A 20365-nucleotide genomic window follows, 5' to 3' on the forward strand; every position below is an offset into this window, starting at 1 on the left:
TTACTATGCCGTAGGCGTACTATTAAAGTTAAGCTGCTTTTTAATTTCTGCTGGAATTTTCGGTAAACGTGAACGCGGAATTAAGTAAGTCGATAAATTAAATAAATCGACAAACACACGATTATTATCAGCAGCCTTCTTTAAGTAAGTATGACCTGACGATCCACCCGTTCCGATTTTTGTACCTAACATGCGCTGAGCTAAAAGCGCATGACGGTAACGCCATGTCGTGAAATTTTCATCAATATCCATCATGATCGTCATCATTTGATGAGGCATCGTTAACATCGGCTCGTCACGGTAAAGCATAATGAAGAGCGCATTTAAAATCGCTTTCTGCGACAACTTACGTGCACCTTCAGCGACGATTTTATTATGCGCTTCTTCATTAAATAGATTCGCAAACGTTTCTTTAGTAATACGCAGATTTTCTAATTGCATGGCTTTATCTTTATCTGACAAGTGAGCCACATTAGCTTGGATAGTGGCTTCATCATCAGATAAAATCTTTTGGATTGAATTCTGGTACTCTGTCCAAAAGTTAAAGTTTTCTTTATTCGTAAATGGTGTTCTTTCTAACCATTTTTCTAAAAGACGTAATAGCGACGGCGTATTCTCTAAAGCTGATAAACGAGCACGGTCTTTTTCATTGAGACGCCCCAGGAAGAACTCACGATCCACACCCTGGCGGTCTACAGTATTAAGACCTAGCTTAATTTCAATTTCACGAAACTGCGTACTTTGAAAACCAGACGCCGGGATCAGTAAATTACGAAACTCTAGAAAATCCATTGGCGTCATTGTTTCTAGAATTTCAAAGTGTGAATTGAAGACACCTTGAATTTTGCGGATACGATCTAAACGTTGGATAATGTAGCTAAAATCGCTGTCTTCAACAGTTGGCTTTTTAAAAGTTGTAAGAACAGCATCTAAATCATGAAGAATCTGTTTGAACCATAACTCATAGGCTTGGTGAACAACGATAAATAATGTTTCATCATGTGCTTCGGGATCTTCTTTAGTCGCAAATTTTTTACTTAACGGCTCTTGGCAAGAAAGAAACTTATCAAGCATTAAATAATCGTTATAGTACACCGGGCCCTGGTTCTTATGCATTTGAAAATCCTTTGTAGTCTTTAAGACTTAAAAATCTTAGGGTATTTCATTTAATAAGGCCACCTGAAACTTAGTGCGTCCTTTAAGCGCTGGGTTATAAACGGCCTGTTTAAAAAGACCGTCGATGGCTAATTTATAGCTGGCTGGTTTTCTTTCTCCCATCACTGCTGCTAAATGCCCGGTGACAAAGGCTGTGGCTTGTGAAGTTCCACTTAAAATACCGTAACGATTTTTAGGCAATGTTGAAAAAATCGACTTTCCTGGTGCGGCTAAGTCCACAGTGTTTTTTCCGTAATTACTAAACGTTGTGAGCCCTCCATCTTTTTGAATCGCTGCGACCGAAATCATATTATCAAGCTTGTAGCTTGCGGGATAATAACGAATGACATCCGTGTCCTCTTGCTCATTACCTGCTGCCACAACCATAACGATCCCCTGCTTACGTGCATCTTGGATCGCCTGAAGCTCATGATATTCAGGCATGGCCCCTCCGGCAGAATAGTTAATGATCTGCGCTTTCATCCTTGAAGCATATTGAAGCGCATTAATTGTATTCATCACATTGACCTTGTCGCTGCCTTTGGGATTGTAGTACTTAAGCACCATCAATCTTAAAGCGGCTTCACCGTGTTTTTTCTGGGCGTACTCTTTTTGGATAATGCCGGCCACATGTGTTCCATGGCCTTCATTGTCGACAACCTTATTATTGTTATCGACAAAGTTCCATCCGTTGACATCATCTACGTACCCATTAAAATCATCATCAATTCCATTTGTGGTTTTATCGCGACCTAAAACATCTTTTCCTGTTTCACCCACATTTACCCAAATCGAATTTTTTAAATCTTTATGATTGATATCTACACCCGTATCGATAACCGCTACGACCACATTATCAGTCACGGCTTTTGCACTACTTGCTGACAGGAAACAGACCGCTAAAAAACTTGTGGCTACCAACAATGTTCTTGTAAAAACCGTTTTAGACAAAGCTCCGCCCGTAATGAATTTTGCGTTCATTTTCCCCTCCGAATAATTTGTTTAGTTTGTTTGACTTTAGACAGTCAGTCTTAATTTAAGAATAAAGCAATCGCGATACCATCGCGGCTATAGCGTATATGAGAGGAGAAAACTGTCTAAGGTGTAACCTGTATATAAATCTCTATACAGTGTTAGAAATCGTACTGTTAGAAAGCTAACACCGAAGCGAAAGCACAACAGCTTTTAGATGAAATAAAAAAGCCAGCGAAAACGCTGGCTTTTTGATTTTGTTACATTTGTAGATAACGTGATTTAAGCTACGCGGGCTGGTTTTTGCGAGGTCGAAGCCACGGTGTATTGGTTACGGCCTGAATTTTTAGACTTATATAAAGCCGTATCTGCACGTTTTACCCAGTCAGAGGCATTTTCAATATCTAATAGCTGGGCGATACCCATAGACACTGTAAAACGCACTGTCGATTCACCGTGAACGAACACTTCTGAACGAATACGTTTTTGCACTTCTTCTGCGCGCACTAGAGCGTGCTCAATCGCGTGGTTTGGAAGAATCACGACAAATTCTTCACCACCGATACGAGCCACCATTTCGGCGTCTTTATGAAAGACTGACTTTAAAATACGAACACATTCTTTTAATACAAAGTCACCGATATCGTGGCCATAGGTATCGTTGATCTTTTTAAAGAAGTCGATATCCATGATAATAAGACTTACCTGCATCGGGTTCATGTTATTTAAGTGCACGTATTTTTTAACCGTTTCATCGAAGCTCTTACGGTTATGAGCACCTGTTAAGTGATCTAGGTTAAGTGATGAGTTCGCCTCTAAAAGCTGTTTTTTCACTGTATCTAGATTTTTCTTAACTGAGGTTAAACGTTTTTTACGCGTTTCGTTTTTAGCATGTTGGTGTTCAACATACAGATTAATAAACTGACGTGATTTTTTACGAAGAGTTTCAAGCGAGTTGGCTTCAACCGCTTCTTTTAAATCTTGTAAGTGCGATGATAACTGCTCATCTTTAGCTGAATCTTCACGAATGTCTTCTGATAACTGATCCGCTAAATCCCAAACGATACGTTTAAAATCATCAAATGTATTTTGGATGTAAGTTGACTCATCCACACGGTAACTTGAAAAGAACAGGCGAATTTCAGATAAACATTTTTCAACGTTCTTAGAATCTGGATCAACAAGGCCTTTTGCCATCGCATCTAATTTTTCACGCACTTTACGAACCGAGTGCTTTTCCATATCGAATAAATGTTTATTGTACACATCCATGATGTATAACAGCGTGGCTTTTTCTTCGCTGATCACGGGCATTGATCTGGTTGGTGCTGAATCAACGTTGATTGAATCTGAATCGGCAAATGAGATATCCAATTGCTGCAATAATTTAACAACCCATTGTTTCAAAGTGCGCCTCCAATACAATTGTCTTTTCGGCTTTTTGGGTTTCGATTTTTATGTTTTTTTCTGGAATTTCGTGTCCCATTATGAAACAGGACTATAGATTTGTGTGGCTAACTAGCAACTAGTTAAACAATGCTGAACACATTCCTACACGGCCACCACTGCCGGCACGGTCGTCACCACGTAAACTCTCAGCTCCATCGCGAAGATTCTCTGCCGCATCGTTGACGAAGTTTTCTAGCTTACGTTGATTTCTAAATAGAATATTAGATACGCGGCTTGTTTCAAGCCAATGAATGACTTTGTTCGATTTAATTAACGCCAGCAATCCGATAGCTCCACTTGTCACGATCGCGATGATAGGCGAATAACCATAAGTTCCTGGCTGAAGCACCATCCCCATACTGGCTAATTGGCTCATCACGATATTTCTAACATCAGATAAACGTTTTAATGCATTCTTTGCCACAGGGTATTTTTCAGCGTTGGCTGCGGCCATTAATTCACTCCACGCAAAACTTGCAAGTGTTGTGATGGCAGCAACTTTTAATGAGGTAGCCCAAAATGGTGATGACATAACGTTTGTGGCTAAATCATGAAACGACATGATTGATCCACGTAACACTTGAAAGCCCAAGCTAAAAGTTAAGTTAGCTAGAAACTGTGACGCAATAACTTTACGGGCGTAAATCGCTTCTGATTCAGCACCGCCAGTGATTTTGTTTGATAATTTATCTAAGGTTTTCATAATGCGATGACGTAATGGCACTGTCATTTTTGTCCACATATCGCGATCAAGCGCAAAGGCTGCGGCAAAAACCACATTCATCATGACCATCGCTGATTTTTGATAAACATCTAATCCTGCTGAATGAATCCAAATAAAAGAGTCGTAAGATGTGGTGATCACCACAATCGACAAACCGAGTTTGTCGTACTTCACAGTTTCAGTGACATTTTTTTTATAATTCGCCCAACCGGCCGCTAATTTTTCTTTGGCTGAAGCCAGCTTCCCGATCGGCATAAAGCGAAACATGCGCTCAGAACTTTTTTCAGTTTTCTGAATCGTTTCAGCGACGGCTTGGTAAACTTCAGGTGTATCAGTTGATAAAAGAACATCCGCATTTCGCGTTTCTTCACGTTGTAAAACTTCACTTAGCTGTGCTGGATGATCTAACGGAATTTCTGTGTAAGAAAATTGTGAATTTCCTTGAGCTCCGTCAATGTTCATCACAAGACTTGGAACTTCACGAGACTTAGAATCGAGGTCTTGGGCCGCTGAAGCCATCGTGCGGGTAAAAGAACCCTGTGGCGCCGCTAACAGCGATACCGCTTGAATATAAACCAGAATAAATGCCAAGACCGACTTTTTAAAACTCATCAACTTTGACGTTCCTTTACTCGAGTAAACGAAAATGCAGGGCTTGGACCGCTTTTTAACAGCTATAAACTAACCTATTGGTTTATAGCTGTGTTTTTTACTCAAAAGACGCAAAATCGCCGCCTTCGTCTAATGCCCAGACACCCTGTTAAATGTTTAGTGATTTTTTATACAGGGAAACTTGCCACTGGAACTTTTAAAGATCTCGGGGTAGAACCCTTGGCTATTAAGGGGAATATCCATGAAACAACTTTTACTTATCGTTAGCGCTTTATTCGTAACTTCATTTGCTTTTGCTGCTGAAGAACAACCACAACAACCAGCTCAACCACAACAACAACCTCAAGTTGTTTGCGCTGAAAAATCTATTCAAGCGGCTGCTTTATTATTTCAATTTAATACACAACAAACTCCAACAGATTATAAAGTTGAATTAGTTGACCTTGCTCACGCTGAAGAAGGTGGCTACGAAGTTTATGACGTGGTTTTAGTAGTTGGTGAATTGTCTTCTTCGCCTTACCGTGTAACTGCGAGCATCAATCACAACTGCAAAATCATCAGCTTCGAAACTCCGTTTACAAACTAATATCCAAACTAATTTTGTTTACATAGATTAGTAGCTCTACTCTAGAGTTACTAATCTTGATCTTCTCGATAATTCTCGACATTCTTTCTGCGCCCCACTTACAATATATCTATGGCGCTAGATCTACTAAAAACTGACAAAAAAGAATCTTTAAAATCTAAAGGCTTTCGTATCGCCATGAACTGGTATCCGATGTTTTTTGCAACGGGTGCGAAAATTAAGTTCTGGTCGGCCGACTGGAGCGAAGTTCATTTGCGTTTAACTTTAAACATCTGGACACGCAATTACGTAAAAACCATCTTTGGCGGAAGTATGTTTTCAGCCACCGACCCGTTTTATGTGATCATGTTCATGCACATGTTAGGCAAAAACTTTGTCGTTTGGGATAAATCAGCCAACATTAAATTTAAACGCCCGGCTAAGATTCCTCTGTATATGATTTTTAAAATTTCACCCGAGCTTTTAGAACAAGTAAAAAACGAAGTTAAAACTTCAGGTGAAACAACTTATATCGCTCACCTGCAGTGGCTTGATAAAGACAAAAATGTGTACGCTGAACTAGAGCGCACCATTTATATTGCTGATAAAAAATTCTATAAAGAAAAATTAGAAAAACGAAAATTAGCTGCGGCTAGCAAATAAGGGAAATAGCTATTTCCCTTTAGCAAAATCAACGTTTGTTAGGTCGATGTTACAATCGTAAAGATCAACATAGAAATACTTTTCAACCCATTTATCGGCCTGTGGGTCGTAGTATTTTTTAAATCTTCTTAAATACCCGACCCCAGATTCACGATCCCATTTCATCATGCCGGTGCCTTTTTTACCGTTACGGTATTTAAGCCACTGCAAATTAACATCTGACCACGGCCAGATATAAGATCTGATGTAAGTGATTTGTGTTTCATCTTGAATTGTGGCTGGTTCGCAAGATTCAGTGAAAAACTCAAAATTCATTAAACGTTCATCACCGCTAACATTTAAATTTTGGTTAACGCTAACGACATAAGGCTTTTGCTCTTGTTCGTCCCAGTATTTGCAAGAACCTAAGTATTCGTGAGTTGTTGGTGAATGCGAAAAACATTGTAATAAAAACGGTAATAAAAGTTTCATGCGTCAAATTCTAGTATGGTTTCGTAAACTTCCGCAGCTAAAAATTCTTTTCGATGAAGTGCATAATAAATAATTCCAGTGCCGATGCCTAAAGCAAAACCGATAATATGACTCACATAACTGACATCGGGCTTAAATTCTTGCGGTGCAAATAACACCAAACTTGAAAATAAAGCGACAGCAAAACGCCTGCGCCAAGAAGTTCTGCGATCAACCAGAAAAAACAGGGTTAACCACACAGCTCCCATCCAGTTAACTACTCCAGAAATACCCATAAGTTGAGTTTGTGGAAACATGGTTGTCAGCGCTAAGGCGTTAATAATTCCACCCATGAACAAACCCACTAGCGGAAACAGTGTCAGATTAAAGTAGCCCGTTAACAGCAAAGCAAACGGAACAAAAAGCAAAGCATTTCCTAATAGATGCCCCATATCAGCGTGAGCAAAAAGAGCAGTCCATAATTTCCAGTAACGGTGTTGCGAAAACGCAAGGTCGTAACTGACACTTAAATCTTTGGGCGAGAGCCAGTCGTACAAACTTAATCCGAAAAGTAGAACTACAAGAGCTGCGGTTACTAAAAAACTGCTCGCTTTGATCTTTTTGGTGAACCAGTTTTTTATAAGCCGCGGTTGATCTTCCATGTTCTAACATTGAGGCCGTTTTGCCTCTTGGCAAGTTTATGCGTTAAAACCATCAGGACTTGACTAAAATCGTTTTAGCAGGCCCCCTAATACTATGAGAGATTTTTATCAAAACGGCCCTGAGCTTTCGAATACATTTACCTCTGACACTTACTTAAAACCTTTTCTTGAAAAAAATGTTCCTAAAGATTTTCATAAATCGATCTTTGAACATTTAACTCACGTCGGAAATCTTGCCAGCGGTACATGGCTTAATTGGGCCACTGACGCCGAAGCTCACCCTCCGAAACATATGCCCTTTTCTCCTTGGGGTAAACGCATTGATGTTATCGAAACTTCTGAAGGCTGGAAAAATTTAGAAAAAGCCGCAGCCACTGAAGGCATTGTTGCTACTGCGTTTGAACGTAAACAAAAAGAATTCTCTCGTTTTTACCAAATGGCTTTGTTATACCTTTACTCGCCTTCGAGTGCTTTTTATTCTTGTCCGTTAGCCATGACTGATGGCGCAGCTCGCGCTTTAGAGATTTACGGTGATAGCGATTTAAAAGAAAAAGCTTTTAGGAATTTAATTTCTCGTGACCCAAAAACTTTTTGGACTTCGGGCCAATGGATGACGGAGCGTACTGGTGGATCAGATGTCAGCCACACAAGTACGACAGCTAAAAAAATTGACGATAAAAATTATGCTTTATCGGGAACGAAATGGTTTACCTCAGCAACAACATCACAAATGACGTTAACCTTAGCCCGTCCAGAGGGTGCGCCTCATGGCAATAAAGGTTTATCGTTATTTTACGTTGAACTTCGTGATCAGAATAATCATTTAAACAATATTGAAGTTCACAGACTTAAAGATAAATTAGGCACCAAAGCTCTTCCGACGGCAGAGCTGACATTACACGAAACTCCGGCCCGGTTAATTGCTGGCGAAGGTGATGGAGTTAAAAAAATCGCAAGCGTTTTGAATATCACACGTGTTTATAATTCCATCTGCGCTTTAGGGCATTCACGCCGTGCTTTAGATTTAGCCTGGGATTATGCTAAAAAACGTGTGGCGTTTGGCGACGTGATTATCAATCACCCACTTCACCGTGTGACTTTACAACGCTTAGAAGATGAATTTAAAAAATGTTTTGATTTAACATTCTTTGTAGTTGGTCTTTTAGGTAAAGAAGAATGTGGCGCAGCCAGCGAACTGGATAAAAAATTACTTCGAGCACTTACTCCGATTCTAAAACTTTATACCGCAAAAAAATCGATTTTAATTTCAAGCGAAGTTTTAGAGTCATTTGGTGGCGCGGGCTACATCGAAGATACAGGTCTTCCGCGTTTACTTCGTGATGCCCAGGTTTTTTCTATCTGGGAAGGCACAACCAACGTTTTAGCCATGGATTTTATCCGCGTTTGCGAAAAAGAAGATGGCGTAGCCGCGCTTGGTGAATTTTTAAAGAAAAAAGGTTCAACCAAAGTTGGCCAGCTTATGGATCCCAAATGGAAAGACACAGCTAACGCTCGTGATTTAGTTTTCTTAGTGGCTGAAATGGTGGCTGAGGTTTTATAAGCCTAACTCTTCTAGAATCATGCGGGCATCTTCGATGTTCGCTGAAGTTTCTTTCTCAGTGATTGGCTGTGTATTAGACGTATATTGCGGATACATTTGCCAAGCTGACAACGACACCGCTACTTGAGCTTTGGCGGCTAACTCTTCTTCTGAAAACTTATCAGTAACTATCGCTTTTTGGTTAGGACCAAACACTTCACCCACCCACTGATGAGCCGCCACGGGGCCTTGAAATAATCCCGGATCAAAAACCCACAGTTTACCATCAACCTTCACTACAGGAGCCACGTGATAACGCCAACCAAAAAAATCATTCGGTTTATCTAAACGATAACCCCATAATGAAAAACCATGAATCCAGATTTTATAAACTTCAAAACCTTGCTTAGCTAATTGAGCAGCGACAATTTCAGAGCGTGCAAAACAACCGTCTTTTAAGTAATTATAACGTAGCGAAGAATCCGCTTTTATCACTTCAAAAGCGGATACCATTTGAGCTAACGTTTTAAATGTTTTTACAGCGGGCGATAACTGACTTGCTTGATCGAGCAATTGAGCATCTAATACAGCTGCACTTATCGAATCAATTTGACCTCGTTGATAGAGAACTGGCAGCAATGTTTGTTTTAACATCTGGCAGTCTGCCAACGCACATGAACGCAAACGTGGTTCAAATGACATCATCAAATTATGTTTACGATAATACGCTGTCGTGGCCAATGCTCCAGTTTGTTGATATTGAAAATTTTGTGGGTTTGAGTAAAGCTCTTTTTTCGCATTAAGGTCAAAAATACGCGTTGGTACTTTTACCTTTAAACTTTCTAAATGATGAAGCGTGGGCACCTGCCCTACTATCGTATCACCGATAAATAGCAAGTGTTTGCCATCACAATCCCAGAATTCTGATTTTGTTTCTTGCGCGCACAGAAGGGCTTCTCCTGAACTTACAGATACCTGTAGCTTGTGGTCCGCATAAGCCCACAAAGCCGTAAAGAATATCAAAATGAGACAAAGGATTTTGTTCATACAACTTGAGAGAGCAAAGTGAAAGCCAAGCTATTTACGTTTTTAACAGTAATAACGATGATTTCTTTTAAACGTGACAATAAATGCAGACAGTTTACTTACAGATAGGAGCCGCTGGATCTTTTGCGCATAGATAAGCTCTAAGCTCAGCGTTTTCATTTTTTAATTTTTCAATCTCTGCTTTATCGGCTTTACGCTCTTCAAGAGAAGCGATATCACGATGAAGTTTTTCGCTATCATTCATCCAGCGCAAGTAGAACTCTTTTAAGCTTTCGATTAACGGGCTGATAAAACCCATATAGTTCACTTTTTTCATACCTTCAGCATTTGTATCGACTAAGTTTGGAAAGATTTCTTCAACCTGCTGAGCGATCACACCGTACTGAAGGCCATTAGAATATTTTTTTGGATCTTTCCAGTTATAACTCACACCTTCAACCTTTAGCATTTTATCTAAGGAGTGATCTAAAATTTGAATATCTTTTTTCAAGCGGCGATCTGAAGGGCTCAGAGATCCTGTGTAAGTGATATTCCTTGCCGTAATATCCATATAAGTAGCTGCAGCACGATTATAGAAAGATATTAAATTATTACCAGCCTGAGTCGTACCGATTTCTAGATCGTTTCCGCCGCTATCGCCACCGAAGTAAAGTATATTACCGTAACCATTACGCGCAACGATTTCACCGTTTACATCTAGTTTGTAACTCGTAGGTGTTGCACCGATACCAAAATTACCAGAACCATCTATGATAACACGCGCTGTATTCGCAATGTTATCATAGATATAAAAATTTTGACTGTTATCCATACTCACGTCAGTTCCCAGCTCAAAAAGGCCAGTCGCATTTCGTGATAGCTGAATTCCTGTACGACGATTACCTGTATTTGACGTAATAATCGAAAGATAGTCTGTTCCGCGAGTTGCTGAGTTGGCTGCAGAACCAATGGCCATCGATCCAACCACCGTTAATGACTTCGCAGGCGTCATTGTACCGATCCCAACACTTCCGCTGACTAAAACTGAGTTAAGCGGTGTCGATCCACCCAATGATGACGCCGGGTAACCGACAGACAACGTTCCGAACATTCCGGCTAAGGCCATTTGCTCGGTATAGGTATTCTTTGTCGTACCAAAAACAATATTTGGCGGCGGATTAGCCACGGCCCAACCGCTATACAGCGCGCCGATGAATGCACGACCTGCACCATTACCACCGTTGACAGTCATATCAATAAACGTTGAAGCACTTGTCGTTGATGGATTTTCAAGTAAAAGACTGACCGCTGCCGATGGGGCAGTTCCGGTTGAAGCGTAGGTTGTGGCATTCGTATTTGAAACCGATAATCTTCTCGTCGGCGACGAAGTCCCAACTCCAACGTTACCATTTGGAAAAGCAACGCCTGTGACCGTATTAGCCGATCTTTTAACCTGAATACCAACAACCGGATTACTAATTGTGTCGTCGACAGTTTCTAAGAACCAATCTGTATTTGAATTTGTTCTTGCACGCCAGTATTTTGCATCAGCTGTCGTGTTTGTCCGATACCAATAGAGCGTTGGCGAAATAGCACCTGGTCCCTCAATGATAACCGCAGGTTCCGTTACAGAGTCTTGGTAAACATGAAGTCTTGCTGTTGTCGAAGCTGTACCAACACCAAGTCGTGTATTCGTATTATCCCAAACTAAACTTGCACTGCCGCCCATAGAACCTGAATTGTTAAACTGAATTTGTTTATTAGAACCAGCAGGTGTAGCTACCACTCCGGTCAATGCCGAACCATTACCTTGAAATGCCGTTGCTTTTACAGTTCCGCTCACGTCAAGTTTCGTCGTTGGGGTTGTTACCCCGACACCCACATTGCCATTTGTTTCAATTCTAAAAGCTGTGGTTCCGCTCGAAGGCGCAAACTGCACAGGGCCACCGACAAACACCATTTTGCTGGCTGTTGGCGCGTATAAGGCTGCGGCATTATTTAAATTTGTTCCGTCAGTTAAAGTGACTCCTGCATTTGAGTTATAAATTCTCAAGTTCAGATTGGCCGCATTTCCTGTAACCGATAAATCTGCCATGCCTGTATTAACGGAACTATTTTTTACGTTCAGTGTTCCCGAAATATCTAATGTTGCTGCAAGCGATGTTGTTCCGATACCAATGTTACCACCATCAGGATTGATAATTAAACCAGGCTTAGTCGCATAGTTTGAACGCGTACTTGCTTGCATCCATAGTTGCCCACCTGCGTATTCTCCGAAATCTAATGCAGAGGCGTTACCTAATCTTAATAAATTATACATGCTAGAATTGTTCGGCCCTGCTTGCCCACTGCCTTTGATATCAACCACGCCAGTCGGTGCTATCGTGTTAACACCAATGTTTCCGTCGTCACTTATATAAAATGCTGAGTTGTTTGAGGAATCAGTCACATTGAGTGCCGATGTCGCCGATGTTGCTCCAGACCCCTTAACTACAAGTTTTGATCCTGGCGTAGTGATACCAATACCAACAGCACCCGAAGACGTTATTCGCATTTTCTCCTGAGTTCCACCATTAGTTAAAAAAGCTAAATACCCGGATCCATCGCCAGATGTGGCTGTGTGTTTACCCGCACGAACTTCGCCTAAAAAAGTTGAAGTTCCTGCTGCGATATTTCCCCAAAATGAAATACCGCCACCAACATCAGCTGCAAATGGCGAGCTATCAAAAACACGCAGGTTCACTCCGGTTTTAGCATTCGATGAGTTATTACCATAAACCACTAAAGGCCATGCATTCGCAGATGATAAACCTGCATCACCGATAATAACACCACCGCTTGTACCGGTTCCTGTTCTAGCACCTGGAGTGATATAGATATTACCGCCCCAGCGGTTACCACCGTCATTCGCCCCATCTTGCCCATAGATATAAGAAGTTACGCCATTCCCAGTGGTAGCCTCGCCTCCATTAAGTCGGAATGTTCCACTCACATCAAGTTGGTAAAACGGGTTTGTTATTCCGATACCAACATTTCCACCGGCTGCATTCATAATCGTAGGACCGGCATTAACATCATTGATTGAAAAACGGCTGTTCGTTGCATCCCAATATATATTGGCTTTTTTAATTCCAGCAGCTCTGAAATCTAAATAGGTATTTGAGCTAGAAGCATCGATAGCTATGCCAGAATTTGCTCCGCCCTTGATATTTAAAAGAGCCGTCGGAGTACTCGTACCGATGCCCACATTACCCGTGTTATAAAAAACGGTTGTACCGCTCGTTACCCATTGAGAGGAAGAAATTGCTGCAAACGAAGCTGCTGTTGAAGTAGTTAAACTTGAAACCGCAGACGATACTGAGTTGATATTATTCGTAACCGTCGTCAAAGAAGCCACTGTTGTTGCAAATGATGCTGCAACAGTAGAAGATAAACTTGTCACAGTGGAACTATTTGCTGGTGTGTACCCCAGCGCCGAAGCAATTGCCGACGACGTCACACCACCGGCGGCAATCGAGCTTAAACTACGGCGCACATTTGCACTGTCAGTAAAATAATAATCAGAACCATCGTATTCAACAGTTCCTGATTGTGGCGAAGATAATAAAGTACCTGGATTAAATTTTAATGGCGCATTTGTACTGGTTCCTGCTGCTAAATGCAGTTTTGCTGATGGAGCCACAACACCAAAACCAATATTACCAGCATCTGTAATACGCATACGTTCTGATGTCGCATCTGCGCCACCATTGTTCGTATAAAATCGCATATCACCACCGATAAGACCAACGGCAGGAGCACTTGTGACAAAAGATGAAATTCTTGCTGTGCGTGTGTACGAAGCCGCGCCCGTATCACCACCAAAACTAATATGACCCGTACCATCACCAACAACAACAGTTCCTGATCCTGCTTTGTTTTTCTGAAGATAAATATCTGGCGCAGTCCCATTAGCCGTCGAACGAGTTAATCTAAAAGCGCCCAACGCTCCAGCGACATCTAAGTCAGCCGTTGGATCAGATACGCCAATACCAACGCGTCCAGTATTATAGAAAATGCTAGTTCCACTTGTTACCCATTGTGAGCTTGTGATTGCTGTAAGCGAAGCCGCTGTCGCTGCCTGTAAACTTGCGACTGCAGATGAAACTGAATTTATATTATTTGTTAAAAGCGTTGATGAAGCAGTTGTCGCTGATTGCAATGAGCTTACAGTACTACTTAAGGCGTTTAACGCTGCAGTGTCAGCTGGAGTGTAACCAAGTGTTGCGATGATCGCGCCGCTTGTTGCGTTTTGTTTATTGTTAAAAACAGTCCAATCACTTGATGATAAATAACCACTTTGAGCTCCCGTGGCCATTTGAATACTGATCACCGGCGCACTTGCTGTACCACCCGTTGTTAACACAGACCCGCTTGTTGTCACACTCGTAATACCACTGCCTGCAGCGCCAACAGCAATACAACTAAAACTCACACCGTTAAACTTAATCGCTTCGTTGGCTTGGCAATTTAAACTTGCAAGCGTTGCGTATTCAACAAAGTTTGTGTCAGCTTTACCGTTTAACTTTTCAGAGTTTTGCGCTTTGGTTGCAAACATTGAATAAGGCACAGCATTGATCGCCATCGCTGGTAGTGTCTGCCAGCCATTGCCATCGTTAAACTGCATCACAATACTGCGATTGTGATCAGGCATTGGATTATAAATCCCTGGCGACTGGCACGCTAATGAAGGCACTGAATTATCAAAAGCTTTTTCAAAAGTAACTGTTCCACTTGTCGGATAAGTTTTAGTACCCATCCCTAACGCGAAAGAAATAAGACCGCGCGTTCCCGTCATATCAACGGCTGCATAATCTTCGATGTACAGAACACACGAAGCCGATGGATCTAAAATTGTAAATCTAAAATTAACACTGACAGATTCAAGAGGATAACCATCGGGTTTAACAATTCTGGCTTGGTAAGTTGTACGCCCAGGACCCGCAAAAACAAAGCATGACATCAGCAGCATCATCGCTGAAATGATTTTTGACAAAAAGCTTCGCAAACGTACAATCTTCACTCTGTATTTATCGGTAAATTGAAAGCCTCACTTAACCGCTAAATCTCAGTTTGAAACACTCAATGCAAAAATTAATGTCTTACGTCACGACTAAAATAATTTTGCCTACGGTTTTACCTGACTCAAGGGCCTGATGAGCCGGCCCAACATCTTCTAGTTTATAGATTGTGGTTTTCAGAGGTTTGATTTTTTTCTCAAGAGCTAAGCGCATAAGATCAGCCATAGCCTCGATGGCCAGATCTTGTCTTGCAAAAAGAAAAGATAAATTAAAACCGACGACTGATTTATTATCAGTGATTAATTGCAGCGGATTAAAACGTGGACTTTTAATTAAACCGATCACCGCTTTTAAATAATTTACTCTTCCTGATCCGCCACCGCGTGGAAGTAATGAGTGCGCACCATAAGAAATTAATTTTCCGACCGGACGTAAATGATTGTAACCGTCTTTAAGAGTGGTGTACCCGTTCGCATCAAAGATCGCATCAAATCCCTCAGGCGCATTTTTTTCAGCTTCACTCCAAAGATCTTGCGTCGATTTATCAATCACATAATCGGCACCTAAGCCTTTTACTTCATTCACTTTATGAGATGAACCAACAACACCTGTGACTGTAAAATTAAAAGCTTTTGCTAATTGCACTAAAGCTGACCCGACACCACCTGCGGCCGAGTGAATTAACAAATGCGAATTTGGATATATTTTTACTAACTGAAAAAGCGCGTGATAGGCCGTAAAAAACACGGTCGGAAAACCGGCCGCTTCGATTAATGAAAAACCTTGTGGTAAATGAAAAAGTTGCGATTCTTTAACTTTGACCTCGGTTGCATAAGCATTAAATAACGTGATACCAACAACTTCATCACCTACTTTAAAACGCGATGTTTGTGGCCCCACAGATTTAACAATACCCGAAAATTCAAAACCTGGAGTGATCGGCCAACCGACATATTTTTTGGCTGATTCATAAACGCCAAAGCGCACTAAGCAGTCAGCGTAGTTAACGCCAATCGCCTTAACACTCACTACTACTGTATCATTTTCAGAAGTTAATTCAGGAAAATCCTGAATTTTAAGCTTTTCGTAACCACCAGGGCGTGCAATAACGACTTTCTTCATTCATTCCCCTTACTTTGACAAGTTATGTAGAAATCTACACACCGCTTAACATCGAGCTATTAGATAATACTGTCGTGTTCAAAAGACTAAGTAAACTTCTTTTCAATGACAGCCATGAACAGGCGCGTTCAGCTTTTATGGCCAACGTCAGCCATGAAATCCGAACGCCCGTTAATGGTATTCTTGGCATGACAAATCTTTTACTGGATTCAAAACTGACTGATGAACAACGAACACATCTTGAAGCCGTTAATTTTTCAGCCCAAGGTTTACTGGCTTTGATTAACGATATTTTAGATTATGCAAAAGTTGAATCCGGAAAACTTGAAATCGAAAAGGTGAACTTTAACCTTTATGGTTTATTAGATGAAACTTACAATTCCTTTAAATATCTAGCCGAACAAAAAGGTTTAACTATCAAAATCGAATTTCCTGAAAATAAAAGCATTTATTACTTAGGCGATGCCGGACGCCTCCGCCAAGTTTTAAGTTATTTAATTGGAAATGCCGTTAAATTCACAAACCAAGGCGAAATTCTGATTAAAACATCCATTCAGAATTTAGCCTCTGATAAAACGCAATTTTACGTCGAAGTTAAAGATACTGGCATCGGCATTTCACCGGAATCACTTTCAAAATTATTTAAACCCTTTAACCAAGTTGATAATTCAAGTAGCCGAAAACACGGTGGCATCGGTTTAGGTTTATCACTCGCCAAACAATTAGTTGAACTTATGCAGGGGCAGATTGGTGTTCATAGCACTTTAGCTAAAGGCTCTACATTTTGGTTTACTCTGCCTTTAGAAAGTGGCACAGCCCCAGAAGCCACCGATGATCAGCAAAATTTTATTTCTGCTCCTTATCCAGCCCGTATTTTAGTTGTTGAAGATAATCAGATCAATCAAATGGTGGCCGTTAAAATGTTAGATAAGTTCGGTTATAAATCATTAGCGGTAGCCAATGGTAAAGAAGCCTTACTGGCGCTTCGCGAATCAACCTATGATTTGGTTTTAATGGATTGCCAAATGCCCGAAATGGATGGCTATGAAGCCACTGCACAAATCAGGCAAGGTTCTTATATTAAAGACACACAAATTCCAATTATCGCGATGACTGCGAATGCACTTGCCTCGGATAAAGAGCGCTGTTTGCAAGTCGGTATGAATGACTACCTCACAAAACCAATGACACCAAAGGCTTTATCAGAAGCCATTTATAAATGGCTTCAAGATAAAAAACATTAAGCCCCTATTCCGCTGAATCAACATCGCTATGACGGGTGCGGCGGTCAAAACGTGCCAGCACACTGTACACACTTGGTACTACATACAACGTAAGTAATGTTGAAACCAATACCCCACCAATCACTGCAATCGCCATAGGTTGGCGAGCTTCAGCACCCGGACCAAAACTTAAAGCTGCAGGAAGTGCTCCGGCAATAGTTGCAATTGATGTCATTAAAATCGGACGCAAACGGTTCGGGCACGCTTCTAATAGCGCCGCTTTAATATCAGTTTGCCCTTCGTCGCGAACTTGGTTCGTAAAATCCACTAACAAGATCGAATTCTTTTTTACGATACCCATAAGTAGAATTAAGCCGATCATACTAAATAAGTTGATCGACTGTTGACCAATTAATAACCCTAAGAAAGCACCAGAGAAACTAAATGGCAAAGCCACAAACACCGTGAACGGATCAATAAAACTATTAAACTGCGAAGCTAAGATCATGTAAGCCACAACAAAACCCAACACTAAAGCGATCAATAAGCTTATAAAGCTTTGCATAAATTCTTCAGCCGAACCGCTCAGTTTAAATGTGTAACCTTCTTTTAAAACCGTCTTAGCAATCGCTTCGGCCTGCTCTGTACTTTCTTGTTGGCTTAATCCAGGTCCTGGATTTCCAAAAATTGAAATCGCACGAGAACGATTTTTTCTGGAAATCGAAGACGCCACCGTTGATTCTTTAATATCTACCACTGATGAAAGTGGAACTAACTCACCACGATTATTACGTACAAATAAAGATAAGATACGTTCTCTCGGAGATTTTCCATCTTCAGTTAGTTTTACTCTGATATCATAACGATGGCCTTCTTTTTCATAAGACCCAGCAATTGCACCACCCAAGGCCGTATTCACCACAGCTCCGATTTCAGTCACAGCCACACCACGATCAGCGGCCTTTTGACGATTCGGAACGATATGAAGTTCCGGAGCCCCGGTTAATAAATCTGAATTCACATCTGACATGATTTTCTTTTCTGTCACTTCTTTTTGAATCTTCTCAGCCATTTTTCCAAGTTCAGACCACTCTGGGCCTTGAATTGTAAACTCAACCGGATAACCACTTCCGCCGCCGCCGCCGAAACCTTGCGTCGATGGATCTTGCACCTGAGGTTTAGCTTCAGGAATTGTTTTATTTAAGTACTCGCGCACAACATCAATCATTTCCTGCTGGCTTAATTCTTTATTTTTAGTGACATCGTTACCACGCTGCCCTTTTGGTTTGAGCTCAACGAAAATCATTGCGGCATTTGTTTCACCGCCGGTAAAACCACCGGCCGCTACGAAGAATGAATTTACTTCGGACCGTTCGTGAAGAAATTTTTCAACTAACTTTACGCGCTCATCTGTTAAAGTGATCGCTGATCCCGGAGGGTTGGTCATCTGAATCATTAACATGCTTTGATCTTGTGGTGGTTGAAACTCACCTTTTAATAATCCAGCAGAGCCAAAACTTAAGATAAAGAAAAGTAAAGACCCAACAATCACCTTCCAACGGTGATTTAAAGTGTAATCTAACGTCCGAGTGTAAAATCCGCGAAGACGCACCACACTCGTCTCAAAGAACATTCCAAATTTAGACGTACGCTCAATACTTCCTTTAAACTGCGAGGCACGCATTGGTGTTAAGGTTAAAGCTTCAAGTAATGAAATCATCACCGCCGCACTTAACGTCACACCAAATTCAAACAAGAAGCGACCGATAATACCTTCCATAAAAGCAATCGGTAAGAAAATCGCCACTAATGAAACTGACGCGGCCACGGCGGCGAAAGTGATTTCACGCGCGCCGAATAAAGCGGCTTCTCGGCGCTTCATGCCCTTTTCACGGTGACGAATAATATTTTCTAAAACCATGATGGCATCATCGACGACGATACCAATCGCTAAACTTAAACCTAAGAGTGTAAAAATATTTAACGTAAAGTTAGCAAACGATAGAATAATAAAACTTCCAAGCACTGATGTTGGAATCGCTAACAAGACATTGATTGTTGAAGACCATGAGCCGATAAAGATCCAGCAAACCAGCGATGTTAACAGCGCCGCCAACACTAACGTTAAAACTAACTCGGCTACTGATTCTTCAACGAATTTTGTTCCGTCAAAGTTAACGCGAATTTGCGTACCTTCAGGTAAAGTTTTTTGAATTTGCTCAATACGTGCTTTAACGGCCTTTGCCACAGAAACCGCATTGGCTCCGCGTTGTTTAACAACGCCGAGACCTACTGCCGGAGATCCATTCGTTCGGGCAAACTGTAAAACATCGACCGTGCCTTCTTCAATTTTAGCCACACGACTAAGTGGTACCGGATTATAATTCGGTCCACCGCCACGAGAATTCAATAGTAAATCAGAAAAACCTTTAACGGTTTTTTCTTCACCTAAAGTACGTAAGCTATATTCTTTTTTATCAAATTCACTACGGCCTGAGGGTGGCTCACGGTGTTCATTTTGAATATTGTAAACCACATCCGAAACTGAAAGAGCGTACTGCTGCAAAGCCTCGTTATTCACCCAAACACGTAAGTTGGGTTCTAAATAACCAGGCATCCATAAATTTCCCACACCGGGCACCGTCGTTAAACGGTCACGAATGTCATTTTTAACAAACACCATCAGATCATTTAATTTCATTTTATCGCTAGTCACAGAAATCCACATGATCGGAAATTCTGAAATCGCGATTTTCATAGCCGTAATCGGCTCCATGCCAGTGGGTAACATCTCTTGAGCTTGTGAAATTTTAGCCTGCACATCTTGAAAGGCCGCATCGATATCACGGCTTAAATCAAACTCTAAAGTAATTTCAGCAACACCGACGCGTGATTTTGAGGTGATATTTTTAATACCTTGAATACTGATCAAAACGTCTTCCAGCGGATCAACAACGTCAGCTTCAATAACTTCAGGCGCTGCGCCTTCATATCTGGCCGTTAAAGCAATAATCGGAAATTCTACGTCAGGCATGTCGCTCACACCCATACGTGTAAAGCTGATCGCGCCAAACACGATCAAACCAAACATCAACATCCATGCAAATACCGGTCTACGAATTGATAAGTCTGAAAGAGTCAT

The 20365-nt window shown here is 41.2% G+C and carries 14 protein-coding genes; 4 read left to right on the forward strand and 10 right to left on the reverse strand.

The window, feature by feature from the left end; all coding sequences use genetic code 11:
- Positions 1-3: 3 nt before the first annotated feature.
- The 4 genes from ACKWCF_RS09720 to ACKWCF_RS09735 form a co-directional block, all read right to left on the reverse strand.
- The gene (locus ACKWCF_RS09720) at positions 4-1116 is read right to left on the reverse strand and encodes a tryptophan 2,3-dioxygenase family protein (RefSeq protein ID WP_409477387.1); all 1113 of its coding nucleotides are present in this window, start codon (positions 1114-1116) and stop codon (positions 4-6) included.
- A gap of 36 nt (positions 1117-1152) precedes the next feature.
- Entirely contained in the window at positions 1153-2136 is a 984-nt protein-coding gene (locus tag ACKWCF_RS09725; RefSeq protein ID WP_409477388.1) for a S8 family peptidase, read from the reverse strand.
- A gap of 273 nt (positions 2137-2409) precedes the next feature.
- Positions 2410-3534: a GGDEF domain-containing protein gene (locus tag ACKWCF_RS09730; protein ID WP_409477389.1), complete on the reverse strand. Its 1125-nt coding sequence runs from the start codon at positions 3532-3534 to the stop codon at positions 2410-2412.
- 118 nt (positions 3535-3652) lie between these two features.
- Positions 3653-4891: a hypothetical protein gene (locus ACKWCF_RS09735; RefSeq protein ID WP_409477390.1), complete on the reverse strand. Its 1239-nt coding sequence runs from the start codon at positions 4889-4891 to the stop codon at positions 3653-3655.
- Between the two features lie 262 nt (positions 4892-5153).
- On the opposite strand from ACKWCF_RS09735, the gene ACKWCF_RS09740 reads away from it, so the two are divergent.
- Both ACKWCF_RS09740 and ACKWCF_RS09745 read left to right on the forward strand, forming a co-directional pair.
- Positions 5154-5498 carry a hypothetical protein gene (locus ACKWCF_RS09740; RefSeq protein WP_409477391.1) on the forward strand — a complete coding sequence of 115 codons (345 nt, stop codon included), beginning with the start codon at positions 5154-5156 and terminating at the stop codon, positions 5496-5498.
- A gap of 111 nt (positions 5499-5609) precedes the next feature.
- The gene (locus ACKWCF_RS09745; RefSeq protein WP_409477392.1) at positions 5610-6140 is read left to right on the forward strand and encodes a DUF4442 domain-containing protein; all 531 of its coding nucleotides are present in this window, start codon (positions 5610-5612) and stop codon (positions 6138-6140) included.
- A gap of 9 nt (positions 6141-6149) precedes the next feature.
- On the opposite strand, the gene ACKWCF_RS09750 is transcribed toward ACKWCF_RS09745, so the two are convergent.
- Entirely contained in the window at positions 6150-6611 is a 462-nt protein-coding gene (locus ACKWCF_RS09750; protein WP_409477393.1) for a hypothetical protein, read from the reverse strand.
- A complete protein-coding gene (locus ACKWCF_RS09755; RefSeq protein ID WP_409477394.1) occupies positions 6608-7252 on the reverse strand; it encodes a rhomboid family intramembrane serine protease in 645 nt (214 codons plus the stop codon). Before ACKWCF_RS09755 ends, ACKWCF_RS09750 begins: the two co-directional genes overlap by 4 nt.
- A gap of 94 nt (positions 7253-7346) precedes the next feature.
- Here ACKWCF_RS09755 and ACKWCF_RS09760 point away from each other — a divergent pair, with 94 nt between their 5' ends.
- Entirely contained in the window at positions 7347-8813 is a 1467-nt protein-coding gene (locus ACKWCF_RS09760) for an acyl-CoA dehydrogenase family protein (protein ID WP_409477395.1), read from the forward strand.
- Here ACKWCF_RS09760 and ACKWCF_RS09765 read toward each other — a convergent pair.
- The 3 genes from ACKWCF_RS09765 to ACKWCF_RS09775 form a co-directional block, all read right to left on the reverse strand.
- The gene (locus ACKWCF_RS09765; RefSeq protein WP_409477396.1) at positions 8808-9797 is read right to left on the reverse strand and encodes a protein-glutamine glutaminase family protein; all 990 of its coding nucleotides are present in this window, start codon (positions 9795-9797) and stop codon (positions 8808-8810) included. The two genes, ACKWCF_RS09760 and ACKWCF_RS09765, sit on opposite strands and share 6 nt — an antisense overlap.
- A 136-nt stretch (positions 9798-9933) precedes the next feature.
- Positions 9934-14880 carry a tail fiber domain-containing protein gene (locus ACKWCF_RS09770; protein WP_409477397.1) on the reverse strand — a complete coding sequence of 1649 codons (4947 nt, stop codon included), beginning with the start codon at positions 14878-14880 and terminating at the stop codon, positions 9934-9936.
- A 79-nt stretch (positions 14881-14959) separates the two neighbouring features.
- Positions 14960-16000, reverse strand: a complete 1041-nt coding sequence (locus tag ACKWCF_RS09775) for a synaptic vesicle VAT-1 family membrane protein (protein WP_409477398.1) — start codon at positions 15998-16000, stop codon at positions 14960-14962.
- A 74-nt stretch (positions 16001-16074) separates the two neighbouring features.
- Here ACKWCF_RS09775 and ACKWCF_RS09780 point away from each other — a divergent pair, with 74 nt between their 5' ends.
- Positions 16075-17244, forward strand: coding sequence for a response regulator (locus tag ACKWCF_RS09780; protein ID WP_409477399.1), 1170 nt, complete (start codon positions 16075-16077; stop codon positions 17242-17244).
- Positions 17245-17248: 4 nt separating this feature from the next.
- Here ACKWCF_RS09780 and ACKWCF_RS09785 read toward each other — a convergent pair whose 3' ends face one another.
- Positions 17249-20365: an efflux RND transporter permease subunit gene (locus tag ACKWCF_RS09785; protein WP_409477400.1), complete on the reverse strand. Its 3117-nt coding sequence runs from the start codon at positions 20363-20365 to the stop codon at positions 17249-17251.

This window comes from Pseudobdellovibrio sp. HCB154 (assembly GCF_046267985.1).
In the GTDB taxonomy this organism is placed as follows: domain Bacteria; phylum Bdellovibrionota; class Bdellovibrionia; order Bdellovibrionales; family Bdellovibrionaceae; genus Pseudobdellovibrio.

Coding starts and splice junctions, on each gene's coding strand:
- ACKWCF_RS09720 (WP_409477387.1), bottom strand. CDS start 1,116: ATGCATAAGAACCAGGGCCCGGTGTACTATAACGATTATTTAATGCTT.
- ACKWCF_RS09725 (WP_409477388.1), bottom strand. CDS start 2,136: ATGAACGCAAAATTCATTACGGGCGGAGCTTTGTCTAAAACGGTTTTT.
- ACKWCF_RS09740 (WP_409477391.1), top strand. CDS start 5,154: ATGAAACAACTTTTACTTATCGTTAGCGCTTTATTCGTAACTTCATTT.
- ACKWCF_RS09745 (WP_409477392.1), top strand. CDS start 5,610: ATGGCGCTAGATCTACTAAAAACTGACAAAAAAGAATCTTTAAAATCT.
- ACKWCF_RS09750 (WP_409477393.1), bottom strand. CDS start 6,611: ATGAAACTTTTATTACCGTTTTTATTACAATGTTTTTCGCATTCACCA.
- ACKWCF_RS09755 (WP_409477394.1), bottom strand. CDS start 7,252: ATGGAAGATCAACCGCGGCTTATAAAAAACTGGTTCACCAAAAAGATC.
- ACKWCF_RS09760 (WP_409477395.1), top strand. CDS start 7,347: ATGAGAGATTTTTATCAAAACGGCCCTGAGCTTTCGAATACATTTACC.
- ACKWCF_RS09775 (WP_409477398.1), bottom strand. CDS start 16,000: ATGAAGAAAGTCGTTATTGCACGCCCTGGTGGTTACGAAAAGCTTAAA.
- ACKWCF_RS09785 (WP_409477400.1), bottom strand. CDS start 20,365: ATGACTCTTTCAGACTTATCAATTCGTAGACCGGTATTTGCATGGATG.